The organism is Citrobacter portucalensis (genome assembly GCF_023374935.1).
GTDB lineage: Bacteria > Pseudomonadota > Gammaproteobacteria > Enterobacterales > Enterobacteriaceae > Citrobacter > Citrobacter portucalensis.
Window position 1 is genome coordinate 2,782,421 of the sequence record NZ_CP092466.1, and the last position, 19,920, is coordinate 2,802,340.

The window sequence follows — 19,920 nt, forward strand, 5'->3', positions numbered from 1 at the left end:
ACCAGTAAACAACCAAATCCAGCTGCAGTGAAAAAATAAACCTTTATTTTCGTGCGTATTTATTGGCACTGAGTAAATAGATGATTTATTTTTGTACATACATAGTGAAATTTAGCTTTACTCAAATAACACACCAGCATTTTTAATGCACCACAGCAGAACAAGCAACAACTAACTCACTGATTTAAAAGAGTTAAAAAGCCATTGAAGTTATTACACCAATAATACCCATGCAATATATATAAATAGCGTGATATCTAAATTATAATTCTTTAACATCCGGCTGATTGGTGAGGTAAGAATGCGGTTAATGATCATGTTGGTAAGCTTTGTACTCTCCACCCAGCTATGGGCAGGTGAACTTTCCAGGCCCACCGGTAAAGTGCTTTTAACGCTGTCGGGTAATATTGAAAATACAAATGCAGACGGGAAAGCCATTTTTGATACCGCCAGCCTTGAGAAGCTGGGCATGGTCAGTTTCCAGACCACTTCCCCCTGGTATAATGGACGCACTACCTTTACGGGTATTCCGCTACAAAAGCTCATGGATTATGTCGGGGCGAACGGCTCTGTTGTTAAGGTCACTGCGCTCAATGACTACACCACCGTTATCCCTCTTAGTGATTTCAAAAAATACAATGCTATCCTTGCGTTAAAAATCAACGGAAAATATATGCGCATCCGTGACAAAGGCCCGTTATTCATTGTGTACCCCTATGACAGCATGCCAGAACTGAATAATCAGATTTATTATTCAAGGTCTGCATGGCAGGTCAGTAGTATGGATATTGAGTAAGCGTTCAGAGGAACATCATGAACAGAATACTGGCTGGCATAATCTTTTTTCTTTTTATATCTACCGGGTATATCTCTTTCCTCGTGCATGAACGGCAACAAGAGTTACAGAAACTGACTCACTACACCGATTCCTGGTCTGCTGCTCAGCTGGTATCACAATATTACCGATTTGAATCGTTGCTTGGTCTTTACACTATCGATGATACGATGAATCTCGATGATGTACGCATGCGCCTCGACATTATGCTTAGCCAGAGTGATTTGATAAAAGAAGGTGACCTGGGGCGCTACATCGAAAGCAATATAGCTCACCGTGAACTGGCGGTAAAACTTGAAAATACCCTTAATTTTCTGGATGTTAATCTAGAAAAAATGAACCGTTCAGCACTCCAGGCTTATCTGAAAAAAATGCATACTCTGGATGCGCCACTGGGTCGTCTTTCATCTGGTGCGTTAAACAAAGATGTTAACTCGATCAATAACGCCAACCAAAAAATTCAGACGCTGTACTATATTTATTCTGCAACCTCTGTGCTGCTGATAATACTGAGTGCGATTCTGGGCGTGCTCATTTTCTATCAAAACAGAAATATTCTGCGGGCGCACCTGCAGGTCAAGAGTCTTGCCGAAGAACTGCAGAAATCTAAAGAAAAACTGCAAATGCAGAATGCTAAACTAGAATATGACGTCTACCATGACTCTCTTACCGAGATGAATAACCGTCAGCTATTCTGGAGCGATTTAAATAAAACAATTGAGAGAGCAGAAAAAAATCACGATTCTGTGACTGTGATGTTGTTTGATTTAGATCGATTCAAAGAGGTAAATGATACGTATGGTCATGATGCCGGTGATATGTTGCTACGCCAGATATCAGACCGACTGGTTTCGATGAGCCTTACCTCGGATACGCTGTATCGCCTGGGTGGAGATGAATTTGCGTTTCTCTCAAGCGGCCTGACAGAAAGCCACGCCGTTTCGCGCGCCCAGAAAATATGTGACTTTATCAGCCAGCCCTACACTATTTATAACACGATTATCAACATAACCACCTGTGTTGGCATTGTTATCTCAGACACTGAACGTCGTTCCGACTATCTTTATAAATTTGCCGATCTGGCCCTTTATGAAGCCAAAGGTGAAGGCTCTGGTAAGATAAAAGTCTTCCGACAACGAATGTTAGAAAAGCTACAAGAAAGCAGAACGCTTGAGCATGATATGGCATTGGCAATAGTGAACAAAGAATTCGTGGTTTATTATCAGCCCATTGTTGACTCCTTCAGCCAGGAAATTTATAGCTATGAAGCCCTAATTCGTTGGCTCCATCCTCTAAAGGGCCTCCTGTCGCCGGATAACTTTATTCCTGTTGCTGAAAAAACCGGAATGATTAATGAGATGGGGAAAGCTGTGCTTGAAATTGCCTGCCGGGAAGCGGCTTGTTGGGCGGTTCCGGCTAAAATTTCAGTGAATGTCTCTCCTGTCCAGCTAAGCAGCAAAGCCTTTGTCGGTATCGTACTGTCTATTCTGAAAGAAACTGGACTCCCAGCCGATCGTCTTGAACTGGAAGTAACAGAATCCTCTCTCTTCACTGAGAGTACGACGCCGATGAATACACTTAATAAACTCAGAGCCATGGGTGTAAAAATCTCCATCGATGATTTTGGTACCGGATATTCTTCCCTTTCGCGCCTGAGCAGGCTTGCCTTCGATAAAATTAAAATAGACAAGTCGTTTGTCCATTCAATATCCACACAGGAAGATGCGCTTAATATCATCAAACTGATCACCGGCATGGCGAAATCCCTCAATATGAAGGCTGTTGCTGAAGGTGTTGAAACGCAGGAACAACTAAAAAGCCTTCAGGCGCTGGGCTGCGATTTCGCCCAAGGATATCTGTTTGGTAAACCTCAGCCTTGTATCGATGAGAAAATCAGAAACGGTTGAATCGCTCTCAGACTATTTGATCATCAACCGTAGCGCTAAATCATTCGGATAAGGATCAAAATAGTTCTGGGTAAGCAGATAGCTGTCTGGGTATTCAGCCAGATAGTGCTTGAGTAGCGTCAGAGGCGCCAATATTGGCAGCAGCCCACCGCTATAGTTGAGGATAACGTCACGTAACTCTCCGCGCTGGCGGGTGTTCAACTGTTCGCGGAAGTAGCCCTGAATATGCATCAGTACGTTGGTGTGATTTTTCCGTGAGGCGGGCTTTTTGAGGATCGTCATGAGCTTTTCACGATAGACAACAAAAAAAGCGTCCAAATCATCCCACTGGTGAAGCGAGGCAACGAATGGGCCGATTTCCCGGTAACCGGCCTGGTGATGAGCCAGAAGCTGGAGCTTATAGCGACTGTGAAAGTTGAGTAAGCCATGGCGAGTAAGACCATTGGCCCGCAGCCTATTAAGCTCATGCAATGCGAACACGCGTTCGACAAAGTTCTCCCTCAGCACTGGATCGTGCAAGCGGCCATCTTCTTCGACTGGCAACCACGGGTAGGTTTCCATTAACGCGCCAGTAAACAGACCAGTCCCTTCTTTTCGCCCACGATTTCCCTTCTCGTCATACAGTCTCACTCTTTCCATACCGCAACTCGGTGATTTAGCACAGACGATAAAACCCGAGAGGCCACCAAGTCCCTGAAGATATGAGTTGGTGAAATCGGACATTTTATCGGTTACATCCTCACCAGGCGCATGGCTAAAACAGATGCGGACATTCCCTTGGGCGGTTTGAACCAGACGCAACGCGGGACGTGGTACAGGCAAACCGATGGACATCTCTGGGCAGACAGGTTTGAAAGTCACCCACTGAGCCAGTTCGTCCATCACAAACCCCATCCGTTTATGCCCACCGTCGAATCGCACGGCTGAACCAGTTAAACATCCACTAATCCCGATGACAGGCTGAGTGTTCATAGCGACCCCCTCGTTAATTGACGACCCTTTTCGGGAAAAAATGACGGTTTCACTATTAAATCATAGCGTAAGTTATCTGCTGTGAGTTGAACTGATAGATGCAAGTGTAAGTATCCCCCATAATCGTGCCATTCCTAATGAATATTTAGGCGGGATACAAACCAGGCAATCAAAGAATCCAATTAAAACAGCAAAGGCAGGTACTGTAGATATATAGATCTCTAAATTGATGTTCATCACATTGACAGGTTCTTACGTGAATGCGACTTCAATCTCTTTATATACTCTTTATTTGTTCATATCTTCATGAGGAATAAAGAATGTTCGATCATGTGAAAATCGGTGTAAGTGATTACGAAAAAAGTAAAATTTTCTTTCTCAACGCGCTTCAGCCGCTTGGCGTAGAACTCATCGATGAAGGCACACCAAGCTACGGTGTTGAAATGGGCTCCGAGAATGTTTCACTTTGTCTGTTCCAGACGAATGACAAGCCGGCTCCTCTGCATCTGGCGTTTGTCGCAAAAACCCGGCAGCAAGTTGATGAATTTTACAATGCTGCTTTGCGCACGGGAGCCCAGGATAACGGAGCACCTGGCTTACGTTCCTATAGCGAAAACTACTATGCCGCATTTGTCATTGCTCCTGATGGCCATAATATTGAGGCGGTCTGCCATGCGCCGGACTGATTAAGGTGCAGTTTGGATATCGAAAAATTATTCGACGTTGATATTGAATCTGTCTGAAGAGCTGTAATAACGCTGCTTATTTGAAGTCAAGACATAAGAGTATCGTTGAAAAGAAGGAATTCGTATATGTCTAAGATTAAGTTTGAACTGAGGCGAGGAAGCGATGTGCTACGTGATGGCATGTATCTGGAATTATCTGTCAGTGAGACATCTCCTTTACGGCAAGTGGCTGAAGTTTTCTATTCTGACGTTACACAAGATTTCTTTTTGACCTGCTACGAAGAGAGCATCCCTCTTGAAGCAGTGGAGAAATTGATTTCGGAGGCGAGGATAGCTCTCCCGCCAGTGAAGCAAGGACAATAAGAATGTAGCCTTAGTGCAACATCTTTATTCTAAATATCTGCAGCTAAAGTTGGTAAATCCCCTGAACGGTTCTATAGTCGGGACTGCTTCTCATTACAGGGTTCACTAATGCGATTTAACGGACTAACTAAAGGTTTCTTCATTTTCATACTTGCCCTCGTGACCTGGGCGTTCTTCGATGTATTGTCCCCCTACTTTTCCGCCATTTTGTGGGCCGCGATATTAACGACTATCTTTAACCCGGTAAAAAACAGACTGCGTAGCGCGCTTGGCGAACGCAACGGGCTGGCATCATTGATTACCATCGCCATTATCTGTCTGATTGTCTTTATCCCGCTGATGGTAATCCTGTCATCGCTGGCCATTGAACTGAATGTGGTATACACCAAACTGCAACAGAATGACACGCAGTTCCCGGAAGTCGTCACTTCTATTCTTTCGTACCTTCCTGATTGGGCCAGAGGATTTCTGGCAGAACACAATCTGGATGATGTCGCGCAGATCCAGAAAAAACTGTCCGATGTCGTGCTGCAAGGCGGGCAGTACCTTGCTGGCAGTGCATTTCTGATCGGGAAAGGCACATTCGGCTTTGCTATCAGTTTTGGCATCATGCTGTATCTGCTGTTCTTCTTACTGAAGGATGGACCGTATCTGGTGCGCCAGATTCTGGACTCATTACCCCTTTCTGATTTTGCCAAACAGCACCTGTTTGCCAAATTCGTCGGCGTGACGCGGGCAACCGTTAAGGGCACGGCGGTCGTCGCTTTGGTTCAGGGTATTCTTGGCGGCATCGCGTTTGAAATTGTGGATATCGACGGCAGCGTTCTGTGGGGGGCGTTGATGGCGTTTCTCTCCCTCGTGCCTGCCGTGGGCTCAGCGATCGTCTGGGTACCTGCAGCAATATTCCTGTTCGCCACCCACCAGCTATGGCAAGGGCTGTTTATCGTTGGCTTCTTCGTGATTATCGTTGGGCTGGTGGACAATATCCTGCGCCCGCTGCTGGTAGGTAAAGACACCAAAATGCCGGACTATCTGATTTTGATTACCACTCTCGGCGGCATGGAGATCTACGGCATTAACGGCTTTGTGATTGGCCCCCTGATTGCTGCACTATTCATAACCTGCTGGAACCTGTTTTCCGGGCGTGACCATGAAGGTAACGTGGAAGGAATCGACGAAGCCTTTATGGAAGAAGGAAAAAATCCTCCAGATTTATGATTGCAGGACGATAACAGAAGGCGGTTTCGGGACCGCCTTTTTTATTTTCACGCAAAATCATGCGTTTCCTATAATTGCAATCATGCGTATTCATTAATCGTCGCAGAAGGAACTAATCAGTGCGAATTGCCACAATCACCAACTGGGCCTATAGCGCGACGGTATGCCTGACCATCGCTTCAGGCGTTGTCATGCTGATGGCATCCAGCGCCGATAACACAGAACGCCAGGTGGTAGAACAGCGTTATCAGTTCGATCAACTTACCGAAGAAGTCGAACTCGATGCCTGGTCGCTGTCAGACCTGGCACGCGACTATGTTATTGCAAAAGATCCTGAGGTGCTTGACGCCTATCGTCAAAAAGAAACGTCGCTGAAAGCTGTTGAGCATCGTCTGTCGAAGCTCAAGGACCTTGGAGCAACGGATGAAGAGCTGGCGCTATTGCACGAAGGGCTGCAGATTGTTGATGCCCTGCAGGACGAGCAAGCTGCGGCGCTTGCCAGCATCGCGCGCGCAGAAGAGTCGCAGGCTATTGCCCTGCTCTATGGGAAAAGCTATGAACAGGAACTGGAACGTGCCCAGGACCGGATAGATCATTTCCGCCAACTGCTCGATAACCGCGTACGTAATACGATTGAAGATGCAACCCAGTCATCCCGCATGCTGCGGACGGCCTCTGAAGTGATGGTCGGTCTGACGGCGCTGCTGTTTTTATTCGTTCTCGGTTTCATTTTAAAGCGTCGCGTCCTGCGCCCCGTCGTGCGTTTGAGCGATGTCGTAAACCGTCTCGCATCGCAGGATTATGCCGTTGAGACGCCCAGTTTTAACCAGATAGATGAAATAGGCGACATGGCACAGGCGATCCGGATATTTCGCGAGAACGGTCTGGCGCGTCAGAGACTGGAGAAAGAGCGAGATGCCGACTGGGCAATCCGCGATCTGCTGGCGCGCATGACGCAACGTCTGCAGGGTTGCGAGAGTTTTGCCGATGTCATCAATGTGGCAGAGCTGTTTGCACCGAATATTGCTCCAGGTATTGCCGGGCGGCTTTACATACTGGACCAGGAACCTTGGCAAATGCGCTGCGTTGCACAATGGCTTTCTCCGCAGGGTAAAGCGGATGCGTTCCACCCGGACGAATGCTGGGCTGTGCGCCGCGGCCAGAGTCATCCTCCGGTACAAGGTGAACCCGATATCGCCTGCTACCATCTGCCAGAGTCATGCCAGCACCATACTCTGTGCGTCCCGCTGATTGCCCAGGGCGAAGCCATCGGCCTGCTCTCATTCCAGAACCTTAGCGATGATTCCGCCCCCTCCCGTGCATATCTGGAGCTGATGGCAGAAGCACTCGGCCTCGCATTAGCCAACCAGCGTCTGCGTGACGCCCTGCTGGAGAAAGCGCTCTACGATCCGCTAACCGGACTGCGCAACCGTCATCATCTTGAAGATACACTGCGTACCCAGATGAGCCAGGCAGTGCGTAACAAAGAACCGATCAGTTGCCTGATGATCGATATCGATCATTTTAAAAGTATTAATGACCGCTTTGGCCATGAGGCAGGCGATAGCGTAATCAAAAGTATCGCTGCGACTATTCAGCGCGTTGTCCACGACAGCGGCATGGCCTTCCGCTACGGCGGTGAAGAGTTTCTGGTACTGCTGGCCAATACGGATGAACAGGCCGCTAACCGCTTTGCTACGGAAATCTACAACGGCGTACGCGAACTGTCGCTGCGCTTTGGCGTTTCCGATATTGGACACGTGGATGTCTCTATAGGTGTCGCCAGTTACCCGCAGCATGCCCAGAGCGACAACCTGTTACGCGCCGCAGATGTCGCACTGTACCGCGCGAAAGAGTTAGGTCGTTCGCGCATTGTGAGCTTTGGCATGCTGGAAGCGAGCTGATATGAGCCAGCACTTCGGGCATTGCTTTACCTCTACGCCAGGTGGTATGTTAATTGGATGAACACAAAACACGATATCAACGGTTTTAATCACAACCTGTGGTGGCTGCCTTCTTAAAGGCGGTCAGAATGTGTTTTCCTCATTTTAAATAACCGCCGAAAGGCGGTTATTTGCATTTAGAGACCCCTTTCGGTTTTATGACTAAGGAGTCTTACATGAACAATAAAACCATCATCCTCACTGGCGATCGTCCCACCGGCCCGCTGCATCTTGGCCATTATGTGGGGTCATTGCGCCAGCGCGCCACGCTGCAACACGATTATCAGCAGTTTATATTGGTGGCTGACCTACAAGGGTTAACCGATAACGGCAGCACACCGCAAAAGATCCGCAACAATATTCCCGAAGTACTTGCCGACTATCTTGCCGCAGGAATAGACCCGTCACTTACCACCATCTGTCTGCAATCTGCACTGCCTGCTCTCGCAGAGTTAACCGCGCTTTATATGAACATCGTCACCGTGGCTCGCGTGGAGCGTAATCCTACGGTCAAAAACGAAATTGCGCAGAAAGGGTTCGCCCGCTCGTTACCGGTTGGTTTTCTGGTTTATCCCATCAGTCAGGCGGCAGATATTACGGCCTTCAAAGCCGAAGTCGTTCCCGTCGGCGACGATCAGTTGCCAATGATTGAACAGACTAATGAGATAGTGCATAAGATGAATAGCCTGTTACCGACCCCCGTCCTATCGCACTGCAAAGCGCTGCTGAGTGAAACCAGCCGCCTTCCAGGGATCGACGGAAATGCCAAAATGTCAAAATCGCTTGGTAACACATTGCTCCTGTCAGCCAGCGAAGAAACCATTCACCGCGCGGTCAGCGCAATGTACACCGACCCTAATCATCTGAAAGTGTCCGACCCAGGGCAAATAGACGGCAATATGGTATTCACTTACCTCGATGCTTTTCATCCGGATAAAGCAAAAGTGGCGGAAATGAAAACGCATTACCAACGGGGTGGACTGGGTGACCGGACATGCAAAAACGAGCTGGAAGTGTGCTTGCAAGAACTCATCGCGCCAATGCGCGAGCGGCGTGCAACCTACATTCAGGATAAAGGCATGCTGATGGCGATGCTCAAAAAAGGAAGCGAGCAGGCGCACGAGATTACGCAGCAGACATTAAGAGAAGTGAAGCAAGGACTGGGTTTGCCGGTGTTCTGATATCGAGTTGCAACAAGAGCGATAAGTAACGATGACTCCCGTCTGAATGCCACCGCCGGGAGTTATCAGAAGCTGGCTCGCGTTTTATCGAAAAAATTAAGGGTAAAAATCAATCTCCTTTAACCCGCTGAAAAATCTTGTCCCGATACGCATCAAGATGATGTTTTTGCAGATAACATTCCACCTCCGTAGCCCATTGGGTTCCCTCACCGAGAGTAGCGCGGCTATGCGTTGACGCGTAAAGATATCGTCTGTCATAGAGACTAATCAGCGTCTGATTTACCGCATTGACACTGTAATTGGGGTTGTTAGCCAGCTGCTTTTCCAGCGACTGAACGATACGCGCCTGATGGGCAGCATCGGCAGGATATTCCGTTTCATTTAGCTCGCTCAACACCAGAAATAAAGGGGGGATCTGCTCTTCGATCGCCGCCTGTAATCGATAATGCCCATCAAGGATCACATAAGATCCTAATCCGGCGATATACCAGACCAGTATCGGCGGCAACGTCCCCTCTCGGCATTTTTTACGCCACCATTTTAATCTCCCCGTATTGGGTTGAATGGCATAACGCCCCCGCAGCAAATAACCGCCCCACCACCAGTCAACCAATCTGACGTTTTCCGGCTGCGTCAGATCAGGGAAATCTTCAACGTACAGCGTCCATTGGCAGTTAATATTTTCAGTGCTTTCTGGCGCTGAGAAACGCCAGTTTTCTAACGCAATGGGTTGGGGACTGGAATAGCGCGATGAACATTGAATCGGTAACATCGGTCTTATCAACCAACGCTGCGGTGAGAGTAATGGTGTTGGCGCATTCATTAACTGACGAACAAAATACCGGCACCATTCGCCGATCCGCACCTGCTCGCCTTTGGCTTTTATCCGTTCAATATCTTCAGAAGTTACCGCAGGTAATATCTCCTGGCTCCGTGGATGATCTGCATTAAAAACCAGCCAAACGCCGGAATGATCTTCAAGCATTGAAGCCCAGAATAACGGCTCTCCGGCGAGCTGCAATGCCATACGCCCAAAATGGCCACTGAGCATTTCCATCGCTGGCTCAGTTCTTTGATTTTCTTTGAAGATCAGTTCCAACCCTTGCCACTGGTTATTACGATCAATCAAGTCTTTCCACCAATAATCTGTCATTGCTGCCTTCCCTGAGTAACGGGTTAATATCCCATGACCTTCGCCATCGGTCAGCAAGGGTGTCTTGCGTTGAGAATAAGATGCATTGTGTCAAAATCCAACCTCCCTATCGATGAGTGGCGTCAATCCCCCTCCAGAGAGGAGGTTGATTAGCGTCAGTATGAGGTCCGTCTGTATTGACGATACTGCGGATGCCAAAAAATCTCGTCAATTTTGCCTCGTAATGATTCCTCCGGTATACGAATGGCTACGCCATCGCGTTGCGCTGCAATACCAACACTAAAGGCAATGGCCTTTGTTACCTCCTGAATATTATTTATATCCGGTAATAATGGAGAATCTTTATTGCTTTTCATTGGCGAAAAAGAGGCTAACGTTCGGCTTGCCGTTATTAACATATTTTCTGTAATTCGTGTGGCGCGGCTTGCCAGACACCCTAGACCAATACCAGGGAAGATGTAAACATTATTACATTGTGCAACGGGATACTCCTTCCCTTTGTATATTACGGGATTAAATGGACTTCCCGTTGCAACAATGGCGTTTCCATCTGTCCATTCAATAATATCTTCCGGCCTCGCCTCGACCCGCGAAGTTGGGTTGGATAACGGCATGATTATTGGGAGCTTACAGTACTTGTACATTTCCCTAATAATAGCTTCGCTAAACAAGCCTGGTTGGCCGGTAACACCTATCAACACCGTAGGATGTGCGTGACAAACAACATCCATCAGCGTCATTTTTTCGCTTTCCACACCCCAGCTTTCGACGATCGTTCGAGGCTGTGACAGTTGTCGCTGAAAAGGTGGAAGGTTTGCCTGGTCATCAGTCAACAATCCGAACCGATCCACCATATAAATTCTGGCGCGAGCTTCCACTTCAGACAAGCCTTCAGCGATCATCTGCTGAATAATATGCTCCGCAATACCGCAACCAGCCGATCCGGCCCCCAGAAATACAACTGTTTGCTCGCATAATGAACGACCGGAGACTGAGCTTGCCGCCATTAAACATCCTAGCGCGACGGCAGCAGTTCCCTGGATGTCGTCATTAAAACAGCACATCTCATCTCTGTATCGCTCCAGAAGAGGAAGTGCCGTTTGCTGAGCAAAATCCTCGAATTGCAGTAGGACCTCAGGCCATCGACGTTTAACCGCGTTTATGAACATATCCACAAACTCAAAATATTCTTCCCCGGTAATTCTTGGGTGACGCCATCCCATATAAAGAGGATCATTTAGCAGTTGAGAATTATTGGTTCCAACATCCAGCAGAATGGGTAATGTATTTGCCGGATTTATACCACCGCAGACGGTATACAAAGACAGTTTGCCGATTGGAATCCCCATGCCGCCAATACCTTGATCCCCAAGTCCCAGGATCCGTTCACCATCGGTGACGACGATGACACGAATATGCTGTTTCGTGGCATTGTGCAATATATCATCGATTTTATGGCGATCCGGCCATGCGATAAATAACCCTCTGGCCCTACGGTAAATATCAGAAAAATGTTCGCATGCATGGCCAACAACAGGTGTATAAATAATAGGTAGCATTTCTGCTAAATGTTTATTCACCAGATAATAGAATAGTGTTTCGTTAGTGTCCTGAATGTTCCTAAGGTAGATATGCTGTGCAATAGCAGACTTAAAATCGCTAAACTGGCGATATGCTCGATGGGATTGCTCTTCAATTGTTTCAACTGAATTGGGTAGCAACCCTTCCAGATTGAATATCAATCGTTCCTCTTCGCTAAAACCACTTCCTTTATTAAGAAGAGGAGATTCGAGTAGAACAGAACCTGAGTAAGGAATATAGAGCAAATTATCTACATTTTCATTTAACATAGTGTTCATCCAGATAAAAACCTTCCGTATTCAGTTACTCTTACATACTGGAAATTAGCGTATTAGCGATTAGCATAGTTATGATTCCACCAAGTGCCGGAATGACCGTTCTGCGCACGATCATAAATGGGGAACACTCACCCGATTTACTGACGGCAATAATAATACCGGCAACAGGCGACATTGCGCGTCCCATCCCAGCCATCAGTTGCATTGGCAGAAGCATATGTACGGCGTTCATACCAAATTTTGTTGCAATAGACTGCGCCATACCGGCAAATGAAAAGAAGGCTGCAACCCCCGACCCTGTCAGTACGGCCGTTACCCCGACCAAACATGCCATTACAATCGTCATGCTGGTGAAACCAAAGCCAGCGTTATGTGTCGCATCGAGTAAATAATCCACTGCACCAATTTTTTGTAATCCCTGTGCGAAAATTTCGGCGCATACCAGTAATGAAACGATACTGGTAAACATACTCCCCATACCTTTAAAGAAGACTTGTACTCCCTTGCAGCACTCTTTAAAGTTTCGTTTTACACATAGCTCAAAAATAAAGGCGACAATAGTTCCGATAACCATTGCAGTCACGACATCGACTTTAATGGTATCAACAACCAACGGACTGAACACCAATACCAGAACGACAGGAAAAATGGGCAATAACCCGTAGAACTTAGGTGCTGACGCGTCATCTTTTTCAGCAATCTCGGGAGGCACAGCACGTTGTGACGCAACAACATGTCCATCTTTTTTGTCAAAATATTTCGCCGTAAAATAGATTAATATAGAAACGACAACCATCACCGCCGCAGCTACCGGCATCTGATAATGAGCAAAATACAGTGCTGTTTCCATGCCAGCATATTCAGCAGCTAAGTTCGCGGTGCCAACGGCCGGCCCAAGATCCATAAAGGCACACATGCCAATCATGGCCGCGGCAGCAGCCTTACTTACCCCAAGTCGAACCAAGACCGGGAAAAATGTCACCAGTAATAACATTGCAAGGCCCGCAGCACTGGAGATGGCAACATGGAGCAATTGCGCAAAAATGTAGCCGATGGCAAGGATCAGGTAAGGTGCCTTTAAAGCCTCCAGCGGCTGAATGCAGACATCAACCATGGCCTTTGAAGCTTTAATATGATCCATATAGCTGGCGAAACCACCGGCCGCCATAATAATCAAACCGATCCCTGCTACCTGCGTTGATAATGAACCTTTTACAAAAGCAAATATATCAATCCAGACAGACCCTGTGGATTTTGCATTTCCATATAAGATACTTTTTTCAGGGTAGAAAATGGCTGTAATTGTTAACAAGGAAAGCCCCGCTAACAGCAAAATAGTTTGCGGCTGGTAATTCTTGATAATTAACCAAGCCGCAACGACAGTAATAACTATCGCAATAATAAAAGCACTCATGGATATGTCCTGTTATTTATTCGTCAAGATATTAATAATCCATATAGCCACAGTGGTTACATGAGGATAACAAACAATAATGTCGTTGAGTGTGCATGATGTATTTAGCTAAAATCATGCCCCATCATCAGAATTAATATCGTTAAGCATCATTCCAGCAACCAGTGCGGTTCTGGTAACGATATTTTCGGGTAATATATGCTCATGGAGCGCATGAATACCGGCTCCTGTCGCACCAAGGCCATCTAATGTAGGAATACCTAACGCCGCGGTGAAGTTTCCATCACTACCACCTCCAGCCGATTTCGCGGTAATCGTAATGCCCAGTATTTCCGCAATCTTTTGCGCTTTTTCAAATAGCTGTTCGGAAGCTGAAGAACGTTCCATCGGTGGGCGAGTTTGCCCTCCTTCAATCCTGAGTTGGCTACCCTGCAAATGAGGTGTCAAACGGGTGATAGCATTATGGATCCGTGCAGCTTCTGACTGATTTTCCACTCTGGTATCAATTTCTAATTCGGCATAATCCGCGACGACATTGACCCTACTGCCACCCCGTACAATACCAACGTTAACGGTGGTACCGCGCTCAGGATCATTCAACTCTCGCAATTTGAGGATCTGAAAAGCCATTTCCTCAATAGCACTAACCCCCTCACCAGGATTATTGCCTGCATGCGCAGCAAGACCTGTGATAGCAATGCGGTAGCGGCCAGTGCCTTTACGGGCAATTTTTAAATCACCATGAGTTGTCGCCGGTTCAACAACCAATACTTGCTCAGATCCTGTAGCATTACGGATAATCCATTCCTTCGAACTTGGACTTCCGAGTTCTTCATCACTATTGCACAGGAAAACAATGCGCTTACCACCGAGCTGCCCGCTCTCTTTTAACGCACGAACCGCCCAGATAGACTGAATCATCCCGGCTTTCATATCGAGGATCCCCGGGCCATACCATTTCCCCTCTTCTTCGCGAAGTGAGAGTACCCCTTTATCCCAGACCGTATCAAAATGCCCCAAAATTGTGGTTTGCGGGCCCTCTTTTCCCAGAACAAATTTTAACTGGTTACCGTAATGTGTCTGTTTTTCAGTTTCAGCCTGTATACCCAGACGCTTTTCGAAAATAGCTTTTAAAACGTCACCACAGTGGTCAACAGCAGCTTTATCAGTTGAAGGAGACTCAGCCAGTACCAAATCGCTGATATCTTCCATGATAAGGTCAGTATGTTTCTGTAAGTAATTAACAACGCTCTTCATTGCCACACTCTCCGCATAGGTATTTAGCATTAGTATGTGATGAATCCCGGTTGAAAAAGAATCAGGCTCCTATGCTATTATTGTTGCTTTCAGGTCAACAATAATGGCAAAAACATGACATTGAGCACCTATCCAGAAAAAGCGATCCGTTATTTATATATGGTCGGATTGTACGGTGGGATCCGCAGAGCCGCCGACATCCTTGGCTTTAACCCTTCGGTTGTCAGTCGCCAAATCTCTCTTCTGGAAAGAACAATACAGCTGCCATTATTGGAGAAAAGAGGACGTAACGTTGTCCTCACCGAGGCGGGAAGATTACTGGCTGATGACTACGCTATTACTCAACAAAAACGCAATGAACTTGAGCGGCAACTCAGCGATATGCGCCATATGCGTGGAGGGACAGTTACGCTGCGCGTTGGACAAGGGATGGTCCAGGAAATCATTACCCACGTCGTGAGCGATTTTGCCCAAATCTACCCGAATGTGTTTGTAGATATCACTTCTGGCAACATGGAAACGTCGATGGAACTCATTGCAAGAGGTGAAGTGGATATGGCCGTGGGATTTGGTCCCGTTGGGCAACCGGCACTTAAACGATATAGCTATAACCGGGGAGCCATTTGTGCCATTGTCAGGAAGGATCATGTTATTTCTGGTTTAAAGAAAGTAACGCTTCAGGAACTTTCCCGGCATCGCCTGATTGCTATGCATGACAATTTTGGGCTTCAGCGATATCTCACTGCGATGTTTCGCGATGAAGCGATTATGTTCAGGCCATCCTACTGCTGTAATCTGTTTACCAGCGCAATAGCTCTGTGCCGTGCGGGACTGGGGATTGCTTTTATGACAGAACAAACCGCTAATGCAAATTCTTATCCTGGGGAATTGACGGCAATACCGATTGATCATCATATTGCCAGAGAGTGTCAGTGGCATATATTGCGTAGCTCCGATCATCGTTTTACACCGGCTGCTCATTACTTATGGAAGTTGCTGTGTAATTATTTAAGTGACTCCAGCACGTAGGAATGCAAAACATCACGCAGTTTAACAATCAGGTGCGACTCGCCCGGCGCACAGCCTGAGTAAATAGCATTCTGCAAAATTAACAAAATATAATCATTTAAAAACTAAAAATACTTATAAATCAGTGCGATAAACAACCTCAGGGACAGTTGATAGCGGGTTATAGCAGCTATTAATGTGTCCCTTTTTATGTCCCTGCTCCTAAAGATGCCCCCAAAATCACGCTTCAAGTGGGGTAAAACCACTCCAAAACCACACAGGTTATTCAAGCCTCTCATCATCAGTACTTATGGCCTTCAACTATTCAAATCTCACGTGAAAAACAGTACCTCCTCATACGACTGCTCAGAACCAGGAGCGGACATCGCAAACGCAACAACGACGAATCCGTCAGTCCACAATAAAGAGTTTTGCTCCTGTCTCCGTTCTGGACTGATGTGGTTCTGCGTTATCACCAACCTGATAACTCATCCCCGCAGTTAAAGTGAATTTGCGGCCATCTGCGAGCAGTGTTTCGAGTTCTCCCTCCAGGCATAAAAGGACATGACCTTTACTGCACCAATGATCCGCAAGGTAGCCTGGGGTATATTCAACCATTCGCACACGGATTTGGTTCGGCTTGTGGCCAAAAAATTGTGTGCGCCAGTAGGCTATGCCTGTTTCCCCAGGATGTTCTGTTTTTTCGACTTCACCCCAGTTGGTGGTGCCAAAAGCAAATGCTTCGATATTCATTGTATGGCCTTTCGTCGTTAAGAATGATTTCTGGAGCTCAGGTTAGAATGAATTAACATCAGAAAAAATAATTATACATCAACTCTTTATTTTCCATATGTAGTGACGAAATCGAACCTGATTCAAGTTATCTACCAATTTGAAGTGCTACATTAATGAAAATCCGCTGGTGTCGGTAACGACCGCTGTTCGCTCACAGCAGACCTTCTGTCCGCAAAACCTCGAGTTATTTCTCTTTCCTGTAGCTGGAAAGGCGGTGCTCAAGGTTGGTCCGAACCTGCGGCCACTCATCATCAATTATGCTGTACCGTATGGAAGTACGTTTTCGACCATCAGGCATAATTCGTTCATTTCTGATGATGCTTTCCTGGATCGCACCAATACGGAGAATGGCAGCCTGCGAGCGCTCATTCAATACATCAGTCGTAAACTGAACGCGAACACACTTCAGTTGCTCAAAGGCGTACCGCAGCAATAACAGTTTACTCTCGGTATTTGCAGCTGTTTTTTGCCAGCTTTGTGAATACCAGGTATGACCAATTTCGAGCTTTCGGTTTTCTCTATCAATCTTCCAGAAACGTGTTGATCCAATGACACGTTGATCGGACAAAAGCGTTACAGCAAACGGCATGACTGTGCCTTCGATCTGCCCCTTGAGGGCTTTCTGAATGTACAAATCTGCGGTGTCAGCAGACGGAACTACCGTAAATGGCAGAGACCAGAGTTCCCCATCCGCTGCCGCATCAATCAATAGCTGAGCATCTGTCTCAAGCAGAGGACGGAGCGTGACAAGAGATCCTTGCAATGTAGGCGTCATATTTGTGACCTTACAATTATTTTGTGTCGATTGATTGAGCTGCATAATCCTGTACTGAATGAATTACTATGCCCCGTTTGCATTGAATAATCGACTCATCAAGAGTCGATTATCTGCTCACTGCTCATAATGGTAACTTGTCAACTCCGTGCCAGTAATGGACTTCCCTCTTTTGTAAAACAACGATGTTGAAACGAAACCGTTTCATGATAAATCTATAAATGTAATGAGGCGATTAAAAGAGGGCTGAAACAGTTAACCTTGACCTCAACACCAAACGCGCAAACTTTCTACGAAAAGCATGGTTTTATGTTTATCAAGGAAACGACATCCCCATCAAGACTTGCCCAAACAGATCTGCGTTGTATGGATATGTCCATCGCATTATCAGCCGGAGTTTTCTTTTGCTCTTGGCAGGAGAACTCACCAACGGAAATCTAATCGCTATGAGTTAAGTACGGCAGCTTCGAAGTCTTGGGCGGATAACTGCTGTGTTCAAACTCCCCCAACCCTTTGTGATACGATATTTGCTTTAGATTGTCACATGGGGTCAGATTTTGAATTCATACATTTTCCTTGCCGGGGCCATCGTAGCTGAAGTCATAGGTACAACTCTGATGAAGTTCTCTGACGGATTCACACGCCTATGGCCATCTGTAGCGACTATTGTGTGCTACTGCACAGCCTTTTATCTTCTCTCCCAGACCCTGTCGACCATTCCAACGGGTATTGCATACGCAATTTGGTCAGGTGCTGGAATCGTATTAATCAGCCTTTTGGGCTGGTTGGTAAGTGGGCAAAAGCTAGATTTTCCGGCGATCGCAGGTATGCTTCTTATTTGTGCTGGGGTTCTGGTTATTAATATTTTTTCAAAATCCTCCCCACATTGATCCTCTTATCTTGATCGAGTAGGAAAAGTGCATATGAAAATACCAATACTCCATACGGAACGCTTGCTGTTAAAACCATTAGAAGCCGAAGATGCCTCGCAGATTCAGGTGCTTTATCCCCGCTGGGAGATAGTTCGCTATATGGTCTCCTCAGTACCCTGGCCCTATCCTGATAACGGTGCGGAGAATTACGTCAATAACGTTGCCCTGCCTGATATGGAAAAAGGGATTGCGTGGATCTGGACTATCAGACTCCGTGAGGCCCCTGACGCTCTCATAGGTTTAATTTGCCTTTATGACGTTGAGGATAATAACCGTGGATTTTGGTTAGCTCCGGAATATCAGGGGCAGGGTTTTATGCGTGAGGCCAGTAATGTCGCTACGGATTACTGGTTTAATACGTTAAATAAGACGGTATTGCGTGCGCCGAAAGCCTCTCTCAATATCCGTTCCAAACGTATTTCAGACAGTAGCGGCATGCGGCTTATCAAGACGGAAAAGAAAGAGTATGTCAGCGGTTTGCTGGATTCTGAACTTTGGGAAATCACGCGCGACGAATGGAACGCTCGTCAGGTTGGTTAATATAAATTATGGAATGTCCATAACCGAACCGCAGAGAATTTCTATTTTTGCCCTGCACCAATGGCAAGTTTATTAATCCTGCAGTTGCGATCATAATAAATAGATACGCAGCTAAGCCTGTCACTCGCGGGCAACATGAGTAATGCTATCTTATTTGAGGATTCTGGCATGGCCCCCTTTCATCAACTGACTGCCACCAGTTTGCATGGCCAGCCCATCTGTATGACTGACTACGCTGGCAAACTGGTTCTGGTGGTTAATACCGCCAGCCATTGTGGTTTCACTCCACAATATGCAGGCCTCGAAGCGCTCTACAAGAAGTACGCCGCGCAGGGTCTGGTGGTGCTTGGTTTTCCCTGCAACCAGTTCGGTAACCAGGAGCCCGGTGGAGCCGACGAAATCGCGCAAACCTGTCACATCAACTACGGTGTGAGCTTCCCGATGTTTGAGAAAGTGGAAGTCAACGGTGCCGCTACGCACCCGGTATTTCGTTACCTGAAAGACGAATTACCCGGCGTGCTGGGTGGGCGGATCAAGTGGAATTTTACTAAGTTCCTGATCGGGCGTGACGGCAAGCCGCTTAAGCGATTTGCCCCCTTCACTACCCCAGAGAAAATAGAAACCACCATCCTTACATTGCTTAAAGTCTGAGCGCCTCTGTAATTCAAACCGTCCCTGGTATGCCCCAGTTCGCTGTCTGAATAAAAAACACGCTGCAAAATCAACAAAATATAATCAACTTGCTTAATTACTCTGCAATCGCGTGAGATCAGGAAGAAAAATGCTATTTCCCTCTTGCCTCATTCGGTCTGTGCCGCTAATATTCGTCCCCGTTGTCACCTACAACGTTGCGTTCATAGCTCAGTTGGTTAGAGCACCACCTTGACATGGTGGGGGTCGTTGGTTCGAGTCCAATTGAACGCACCATTTTGCGTCCGTAGCTCAGTTGGTTAGAGCACCACCTTGACATGGTGGGGGTCGGTGGTTCGAGTCCACTCGGACGCACCAAATCATATCCCTTTGATTTGGTGCTATTTAACTTCAAAACTATTTTTTTATCTTCAGTTTGTATCCGTCAGTTT

At 46.8% G+C, this 19,920-nt stretch carries 19 protein-coding genes and 2 tRNA genes; 14 read left to right on the top strand and 7 right to left on the bottom strand.

Annotated elements, in window-relative coordinates; translation table 11 throughout:
* Positions 1 to 301: 301 nt before the first annotated feature.
* Together LY264_RS13535 and LY264_RS13540 are read left to right on the top strand one after the other, a co-directional pair.
* Positions 302 to 796 carry a putative pterin-binding protein gene (locus tag LY264_RS13535; RefSeq protein WP_048226632.1) on the top strand — a complete coding sequence of 165 codons (495 nt, stop codon included), beginning with the start codon at positions 302 to 304 and terminating at the stop codon, positions 794 to 796.
* 17 nt (positions 797 to 813) lie between these two features.
* A complete protein-coding gene (locus tag LY264_RS13540) occupies positions 814 to 2,742 on the top strand; it encodes a putative bifunctional diguanylate cyclase/phosphodiesterase (protein ID WP_048226634.1) in 1,929 nt (642 codons plus the stop codon).
* A 12-nt stretch (positions 2,743 to 2,754) separates the two neighbouring features.
* Here LY264_RS13540 and LY264_RS13545 read toward each other — a convergent pair whose 3' ends face one another.
* Positions 2,755 to 3,714: a YbgA family protein gene (locus tag LY264_RS13545; protein ID WP_048226636.1), complete on the bottom strand. Its 960-nt coding sequence runs from the start codon at positions 3,712 to 3,714 to the stop codon at positions 2,755 to 2,757.
* A 320-nt stretch (positions 3,715 to 4,034) separates the two neighbouring features.
* On the opposite strand from LY264_RS13545, the gene LY264_RS13550 reads away from it, so the two are divergent.
* From LY264_RS13550 to trpS, 5 genes are all read left to right on the top strand, one after another.
* Positions 4,035 to 4,400: a VOC family protein gene (locus LY264_RS13550; RefSeq protein WP_048214280.1), complete on the top strand. Its 366-nt coding sequence runs from the start codon at positions 4,035 to 4,037 to the stop codon at positions 4,398 to 4,400.
* A 126-nt stretch (positions 4,401 to 4,526) separates the two neighbouring features.
* On the top strand, positions 4,527 to 4,763 hold the full coding sequence (locus LY264_RS13555; RefSeq protein ID WP_048226638.1) for a hypothetical protein: 237 nt from the start codon (positions 4,527 to 4,529) through the stop codon (positions 4,761 to 4,763).
* A 108-nt stretch (positions 4,764 to 4,871) separates the two neighbouring features.
* Positions 4,872 to 5,981: an AI-2E family transporter gene (locus LY264_RS13560; protein WP_048226640.1), complete on the top strand. Its 1,110-nt coding sequence runs from the start codon at positions 4,872 to 4,874 to the stop codon at positions 5,979 to 5,981.
* 119 nt (positions 5,982 to 6,100) lie between these two features.
* Positions 6,101 to 7,885 (top strand): diguanylate cyclase, encoded by a 1,785-nt coding sequence (locus tag LY264_RS13565; RefSeq protein WP_048214281.1) that lies wholly within the window; start codon positions 6,101 to 6,103, stop codon positions 7,883 to 7,885.
* Between the two features lie 215 nt (positions 7,886 to 8,100).
* Positions 8,101 to 9,105, top strand: a complete 1,005-nt coding sequence (gene trpS / locus LY264_RS13570) for a tryptophan--tRNA ligase (RefSeq protein ID WP_048226642.1) — start codon at positions 8,101 to 8,103, stop codon at positions 9,103 to 9,105.
* Positions 9,106 to 9,214: 109 nt separating this feature from the next.
* On the opposite strand, the gene LY264_RS13575 is transcribed toward trpS, so the two are convergent.
* The 4 genes from LY264_RS13575 to LY264_RS13590 all read right to left on the bottom strand — a co-directional run bounded on the left by LY264_RS13575 (position 9,215) and on the right by LY264_RS13590 (position 14,788).
* On the bottom strand, positions 9,215 to 10,258 hold the full coding sequence (locus LY264_RS13575) for a ParB/Srx family N-terminal domain-containing protein (protein WP_048226644.1): 1,044 nt from the start codon (positions 10,256 to 10,258) through the stop codon (positions 9,215 to 9,217).
* A 155-nt stretch (positions 10,259 to 10,413) separates the two neighbouring features.
* Entirely contained in the window at positions 10,414 to 12,108 is a 1,695-nt protein-coding gene (locus LY264_RS13580) for an NAD-dependent malic enzyme (protein WP_071692388.1), read from the bottom strand.
* Between the two features lie 40 nt (positions 12,109 to 12,148).
* On the bottom strand, positions 12,149 to 13,531 hold the full coding sequence (gene dcuC / locus LY264_RS13585) for a C4-dicarboxylate transporter DcuC (protein ID WP_048226648.1): 1,383 nt from the start codon (positions 13,529 to 13,531) through the stop codon (positions 12,149 to 12,151).
* Positions 13,532 to 13,645: 114 nt separating this feature from the next.
* On the bottom strand, positions 13,646 to 14,788 hold the full coding sequence (locus LY264_RS13590; protein WP_048226650.1) for a M20 family metallopeptidase: 1,143 nt from the start codon (positions 14,786 to 14,788) through the stop codon (positions 13,646 to 13,648).
* A gap of 114 nt (positions 14,789 to 14,902) precedes the next feature.
* On the opposite strand from LY264_RS13590, the gene LY264_RS13595 reads away from it, so the two are divergent.
* On the top strand, positions 14,903 to 15,817 hold the full coding sequence (locus tag LY264_RS13595) for a LysR family transcriptional regulator (protein ID WP_048226651.1): 915 nt from the start codon (positions 14,903 to 14,905) through the stop codon (positions 15,815 to 15,817).
* Positions 15,818 to 16,207: 390 nt separating this feature from the next.
* Here the strand turns inward: LY264_RS13595 and LY264_RS13600 are convergent, their stop codons facing one another.
* Both LY264_RS13600 and LY264_RS13605 read right to left on the bottom strand, forming a co-directional pair.
* Positions 16,208 to 16,549: a DHCW motif cupin fold protein gene (locus LY264_RS13600; RefSeq protein WP_048226653.1), complete on the bottom strand. Its 342-nt coding sequence runs from the start codon at positions 16,547 to 16,549 to the stop codon at positions 16,208 to 16,210.
* A 226-nt stretch (positions 16,550 to 16,775) separates the two neighbouring features.
* On the bottom strand, positions 16,776 to 17,366 hold the full coding sequence (locus tag LY264_RS13605) for a GNAT family N-acetyltransferase (protein ID WP_048227035.1): 591 nt from the start codon (positions 17,364 to 17,366) through the stop codon (positions 16,776 to 16,778).
* A 261-nt stretch (positions 17,367 to 17,627) separates the two neighbouring features.
* Between LY264_RS13605 and LY264_RS26075 the strand changes: the two genes are divergently transcribed.
* The 6 genes from LY264_RS26075 to LY264_RS13630 all read left to right on the top strand — a co-directional run bounded on the left by LY264_RS26075 (position 17,628) and on the right by LY264_RS13630 (position 19,846).
* A complete protein-coding gene (locus LY264_RS26075; RefSeq protein WP_479690931.1) occupies positions 17,628 to 17,807 on the top strand; it encodes a hypothetical protein in 180 nt (59 codons plus the stop codon).
* Positions 17,808 to 17,923: 116 nt separating this feature from the next.
* Positions 17,924 to 18,256, top strand: coding sequence for an EmrE family multidrug efflux SMR transporter (locus tag LY264_RS13610; RefSeq protein WP_063941528.1), 333 nt, complete (start codon positions 17,924 to 17,926; stop codon positions 18,254 to 18,256).
* 33 nt (positions 18,257 to 18,289) lie between these two features.
* Entirely contained in the window at positions 18,290 to 18,838 is a 549-nt protein-coding gene (locus tag LY264_RS13615; protein ID WP_048214290.1) for a GNAT family N-acetyltransferase, read from the top strand.
* Between the two features lie 168 nt (positions 18,839 to 19,006).
* Entirely contained in the window at positions 19,007 to 19,489 is a 483-nt protein-coding gene (locus LY264_RS13620) for a glutathione peroxidase (RefSeq protein ID WP_008784641.1), read from the top strand.
* Between the two features lie 199 nt (positions 19,490 to 19,688).
* Positions 19,689 to 19,765, top strand: a tRNA-Val gene (locus LY264_RS13625).
* A 4-nt stretch (positions 19,766 to 19,769) separates the two neighbouring features.
* A tRNA-Val gene (locus LY264_RS13630) sits at positions 19,770 to 19,846 on the top strand.
* The last annotated feature ends 74 nt before the right edge of the window (positions 19,847 to 19,920 follow it).